Genomic DNA, 4515 nt, shown 5'->3' with positions numbered 1-4515 from the left:
ATTTCCCGAATGATTTTTTATTGGTAGTCGATGAAAGCCACGTGACTTTGTCGCAAGTACAAGCTATGTATGGTGGTGACCGTTCTAGAAAAGAAAACTTGGTAGAATATGGCTTCCGACTTCCCGCAGCAATGGACAACAGACCTTTGAAATTCGAGGAATTTGAAGCAATGCAAAATCAAGTCATTTATGTTTCAGCAACACCTGCGGATTATGAATTGCAAAAAATGCGATGGTGTTTATGTAGAGCAAATCATTCGACCAACAGGTTTACTAGACCCCATTATCGAAATTCGTCCAAGTTTGAATCAAATTGATGATTTAATCGAAGAAATACAAGTGCGTTGTGAGTTAGATGAGCGTGTTTTGGTTACTACTTTAACCAAAAGAATGGCCGAAGAATTGGCTAAATACTTAACTAAAGTTTCGATTCGTTGTCGCTATATTCACTCAGATGTAGATACATTGGAGCGTATCGAAATTATGCAAGATTTACGAAAAGGCTTATTTGACGTATTGATTGGAGTCAATTTATTGAGAGAAGGATTGGATTTGCCTGAAGTGTCTTTGGTTGCTATTTTGGATGCCGACAAAGAAGGGTTTCTTAGAAGCCATCGTTCACTCACCCAAACCATTGGTCGTGCAGCAAGAAACTTAAACGGAAAAGCGATTATGTATGCCGATAAAATTACTGCGAGTATGCAAAAAACAATTGATGAAACCAATTATCGCCGTACCAAACAAATCAATTACAACACCCAACACAATAAAGTTCCGCAAGCTTTAGATAAAAAAATAGACAGTGCTTTTACTAAAAATCCACTGGTGGAATACGAATTAGGCCATACTATTGCAAAAGCAGCAGAGCCAGACACGGCTTATCTTTCAAAACCAGAATTGGAAAAATTAATTCGTGAAAAACGAAAAGCGATGGAAAAAGCCGCAAAAGATTTAGATTTTATGCAGGCTGCCAAGTTCCGCGATGAAATTAAAGCATTACAAGAGAAACTCTCTTAATTGTGTTGTTCTTGAAACATTCCTAACAATGCTTTGGCATCAATCATAGCATTAGGAGATTCCTGCATCATTTGCAAAACTCGTTTGGTAGCTCCTGGATTTAACCCCATATCAATGGCTATTTGATAAATAGCCACCGACTCTTTATGATGCAAAACACCATCACTATGCATAAGTAGTGCTAATCTATAAAATTGTTGAATACGCTGAAATTCTGATTTAATGGGCAAATGAGGTAACTCTTGATGAAACAAATCAGCATACTGCTCTTTAGTAAATCCCAGTTGTTTTGCTACTATTCGGATAAAGCCAAACTCGCGATGATGTAATTTCCCATCGATCACAGAAAAACTTATCATTTCTAAAAGTAAACTTCTTTTTTCTTCAAAAACTATTCATCAATTTCTTATTTTTAGCTAAATTATTGTTTTTAAATGTATCCACAAAATTCAATTATGTCTAAAAAAACAATCCTATTTTTTTGCTTCTTTTTTCTTCTGGCGAAAGGATGGACACAGGAAACCACTGCTTCTGCTCAAGTAAGTACTTTTAGTATTGTATCTCCAGAGTTGCAAACGACAAAAAAAATCTGGCTCTACTTACCCAAAAACTATAGCACTTCCAAGAAGAAATATTCCGTGATTTATATGCCCGATGCTCAAAATTTATTTGATGCCAAAAACAGCCTACAGTGGCGAATGGAATATTGATGAAAAATTAGACAGTCTAAGTGCACAAGTAATAGTTATAGGCATTGAACACGGTAACGAAAAACGACTAGAAGAGCTCACACCCTATTCGCACGAAAAATATGGCGGCGGAAAAGCAAATCAATACCTAGATTTTATTGTCAACACATTAAAACCAAGCATCGACAAAAAAATACCGTACCAAAACCGACAAAACGCACACACTAATAATTGGCAGCTCCTTGGGTGGATTGACTGCTTTTTACGCTACGCTAAAGTATCCAGAAGTTTTTTGGCAAAGCAGGCGTTTTCTCTCCTGCGTTTTGGATTAACAGAAAGGATATTATCGCATTAACAGAACAAACTCAAAAGATAAAAGCAAAATACTATTTCCTTTGTGGAGATAAAGAAGGTGACGATGACAGTATGGTCAAAGACTTGAATACAATGGAAAACATCATCAACACCAAGCGTTGTTCCTGTAAACATTTGAACACAAAGACCATCATAAAAGGTAGTAGCCAACACAACGAAAAATTATGGCGAGATGGCTTTTGTAAAAGCCATCTCGATACTTTGGTTGGGCTCTATCCTTTTATGATGGTCTTTGTGTTCAAATGTTTACAGGAACAACGCTTGGTGTTGATGATGTTTTCCATTGTATTCAAGTCTTTGACCATACTGTCATCGTCACCTTCTTTATCTCCACAAAGGAAATAGTATTTTGCTTTTATCTTTTGAGTTTGTTCTGTTAATGCGATAATATCCTTTCTGTTAATCCAAAACGCAGGAGAGAAAACGCCTGCTTTGCCAAAAACTTCTGGATACTTTAGCGTAGCGTAAAAAGCAGTCAATCCACCCAAGGAGCTGCCAATTATTAGTGTGTGCGTTTTGTCGGTTTTGGTACGGTATTTTTTGTCGATGCTTGGTTTTAATGTGTTGACAATAAAATCTAGGTATTGATTTGCTTTTCCGCCGCCATATTTTTCGTGCGAATAGGGTGTGAGCTCTTCTAGTCGTTTTTCGTTACCGTGTTCAATGCCTATAACTATTACTTGTGCACTTAGACTGTCTAATTTTTCATCAATATTCCATTCGCCACTGTAGGCTGTTTTGGCATCAAATAAATTTTGAGCATCGGCATATAAATCACGGAATATTTCTTCTTGGAAGTGCTATAGTTTTTGGGTAAGTAGAGCCAGATTTTTTTTGTCGTTTGCAACTCTGGAGATACAATACTAAAAGTACTTACTTGAGCAGAAGCAGTGGTTTCCTGTGTCCATCCTTTCGCCAGAAGAAAAAAGAAGCAAAAAAATAGGATTGTTTTTTTAGACATAATTGAATTTTGTGGATACATTTAAAAACAATAATTTAGCTAAAAATAAGAAATTGATGAATAGTTTTGAAGAAAAAAGAAGTTTACTTTTAGAAATGATAAGTTTTTCTGTGATCGATGGGAAATTACATCATCGCGAGTTTGGCTTTATCCGAATAGTAGCAAAACAACTGGGATTTACTAAAGAGCAGTATGCTGATTTGTTTCATCAAGAGTTACCTCATTTGCCCATTAAATCAGAATTTCAGCGTATTCAACAATTTATAGATTAGCACTACTTATGCATAGTGATGGTGTTTTGCATCATAAAGAGTCGGTGGCTATTTATCAAATAGCCATTGATATGGGGTTAAATCCAGGAGCTACCAAACGAGTTTTGCAAATGATGCAGGAATCTCCTAATGCTATGATTGATGCCAAAGCATTGTTAGGAATGTTTCAAGAACAACACAATTAAGAGAGTTTCTCTTGTAATGCTTTAATTTCATCGCGGAACTTGGCAGCCTGCATAAAATCTAAATCTTTTGCGGCTTTTTCCATCGCTTTTCGTTTTTCACGAATTAATTTTTCCAATTCTGGTTTTGAAAGATAAGCCGTGTCTGGCTCTGCTGCTTTTGCAATAGTATGGCCTAATTCGTATTCCACCAGTGGATTTTTAGTAAAAGCACTGTCTATTTTTTTATCTAAAGCTTGCGGAACTTTATTGTGTTGGGTGTTGTAATTGATTTGTTTGGTACGGCGATAATTGGTTTCATCAATTGTTTTTTGCATACTCGCAGTAATTTTATCGGCATACATAATCGCTTTTCCGTTTAAGTTTCTTGCTGCACGACCAATGGTTTGGGTGAGTGAACGATGGCTTCTAAGAAACCCTTCTTTGTCGGCATCCAAAATAGCAACCAAAGACACTTCAGGCAAATCCAATCCTTCTCTCAATAAATTGACTCCAATCAATACGTCAAATAAGCCTTTTCGTAAATCTTGCATAATTTCGATACGCTCCAATGTATCTACATCTGAGTGAATATAGCGACAACGAATCGAAACTTTTAGTTAAGTATTTAGCCAATTCTTCGGCCATTCTTTTGGTTAAAGTAGTAACCAAAACACGCTCATCTAACTCACAACGCACTTGTATTTCTTCGATTAAATCATCAATTTGATTCAAACTTGGACGAATTTCGATAATGGGGTCTAGTAAACCTGTTGGTCGAATGATTTGCTCTACATAAACACCATCGCATTTTTGCAATTCATAATCCGCAGGTGTTGCTGAAACATAAATGACTTGATTTTGCATTGCTTCAAATTCCTCGAATTTCAAAGGTCTGTTGTCCATTGCTGCGGGAAGTCGGAAGCCATATTCTACCAAGTTTTCTTTTCTAGAACGGTCACCACCATACATAGCTTGTACTTGCGACAAAGTCACGTGGCTTTCATCGACTACCAATAAAAAATCATTCGGGAAATAAT

7 protein-coding genes and 2 pseudogenes are annotated in these 4515 nt (G+C 36.5%); 5 read left to right on the top strand and 4 right to left on the bottom strand.

Going from position 1 to position 4515, the window contains the following annotated elements; translation table 11 throughout:
- Positions 1 to 1017, top strand: a pseudogene (locus BXU11_RS16565) (helicase-related protein); the annotation flags it as partial.
- On the opposite strand, the gene BXU11_RS16560 reads toward BXU11_RS16565, so the two are convergent.
- Complete coding sequence (locus BXU11_RS16560) at positions 1014 to 1376, bottom strand: excinuclease ABC subunit B (protein ID WP_078213331.1); 363 nt, start codon at positions 1374 to 1376, stop codon at positions 1014 to 1016. The pseudogene BXU11_RS16565 and the gene BXU11_RS16560 overlap by 4 nt on opposite strands.
- A gap of 96 nt (positions 1377 to 1472) precedes the next feature.
- Between BXU11_RS16560 and BXU11_RS18625 the strand changes: the two genes are divergently transcribed.
- A complete protein-coding gene (locus BXU11_RS18625) occupies positions 1473 to 1727 on the top strand; it encodes a hypothetical protein (RefSeq protein ID WP_369803223.1) in 255 nt (84 codons plus the stop codon).
- 206 nt (positions 1728 to 1933) lie between these two features.
- Positions 1934 to 2038: a hypothetical protein gene (locus BXU11_RS18620; RefSeq protein WP_369803225.1), complete on the top strand. Its 105-nt coding sequence runs from the start codon at positions 1934 to 1936 to the stop codon at positions 2036 to 2038.
- Between the two features lie 255 nt (positions 2039 to 2293).
- On the opposite strand, the gene BXU11_RS18615 is transcribed toward BXU11_RS18620, so the two are convergent.
- A complete protein-coding gene (locus BXU11_RS18615; RefSeq protein ID WP_369803224.1) occupies positions 2294 to 2794 on the bottom strand; it encodes an alpha/beta hydrolase in 501 nt (166 codons plus the stop codon).
- A complete protein-coding gene (locus BXU11_RS18610; RefSeq protein WP_369803222.1) occupies positions 2779 to 3042 on the bottom strand; it encodes a hypothetical protein in 264 nt (87 codons plus the stop codon). Before BXU11_RS18610 ends, BXU11_RS18615 begins: the two co-directional genes overlap by 16 nt.
- Positions 3043 to 3053: 11 nt before the next feature.
- Here BXU11_RS18610 and BXU11_RS18605 point away from each other — a divergent pair, with 11 nt between their 5' ends.
- Both BXU11_RS18605 and BXU11_RS18600 read left to right on the top strand, forming a co-directional pair.
- Entirely contained in the window at positions 3054 to 3314 is a 261-nt protein-coding gene (locus BXU11_RS18605) for a hypothetical protein (RefSeq protein ID WP_369803221.1), read from the top strand.
- An 8-nt stretch (positions 3315 to 3322) separates the two neighbouring features.
- On the top strand, positions 3323 to 3499 hold the full coding sequence (locus tag BXU11_RS18600; protein ID WP_369803220.1) for a hypothetical protein: 177 nt from the start codon (positions 3323 to 3325) through the stop codon (positions 3497 to 3499).
- On the opposite strand, the pseudogene BXU11_RS16540 reads toward BXU11_RS18600, so the two are convergent.
- Positions 3496 to 4515, bottom strand: a pseudogene (locus BXU11_RS16540) (helicase-related protein); the annotation flags it as partial. The gene BXU11_RS18600 and the pseudogene BXU11_RS16540 sit on opposite strands and share 4 nt — an antisense overlap.

The organism is Flavobacterium sp. LM5 (assembly GCF_002017945.1).
In the GTDB taxonomy this organism is placed as follows: domain Bacteria; phylum Bacteroidota; class Bacteroidia; order Flavobacteriales; family Flavobacteriaceae; genus Flavobacterium; species Flavobacterium succinicans.
The sequence above is the reverse complement of the archived record's forward strand: the minus strand, read 5'-3'. Positions and strand labels throughout refer to the sequence as shown.

What these genes read in the sequence shown, in the direction of transcription:
- BXU11_RS16560 (WP_078213331.1), bottom strand. Translation starts at nt 1,376, where the DNA reads ATGATAAGTTTTTCTGTGATCGATGGGAAATTACATCATCGCGAGTTT.
- BXU11_RS18625 (WP_369803223.1), top strand. Translation starts at nt 1,473, where the DNA reads ATGTCTAAAAAAACAATCCTATTTTTTTGCTTCTTTTTTCTTCTGGCG.
- BXU11_RS18610 (WP_369803222.1), bottom strand. Translation starts at nt 3,042, where the DNA reads ATGTCTAAAAAAACAATCCTATTTTTTTGCTTCTTTTTTCTTCTGGCG.
- BXU11_RS18600 (WP_369803220.1), top strand. Translation starts at nt 3,323, where the DNA reads ATGCATAGTGATGGTGTTTTGCATCATAAAGAGTCGGTGGCTATTTAT.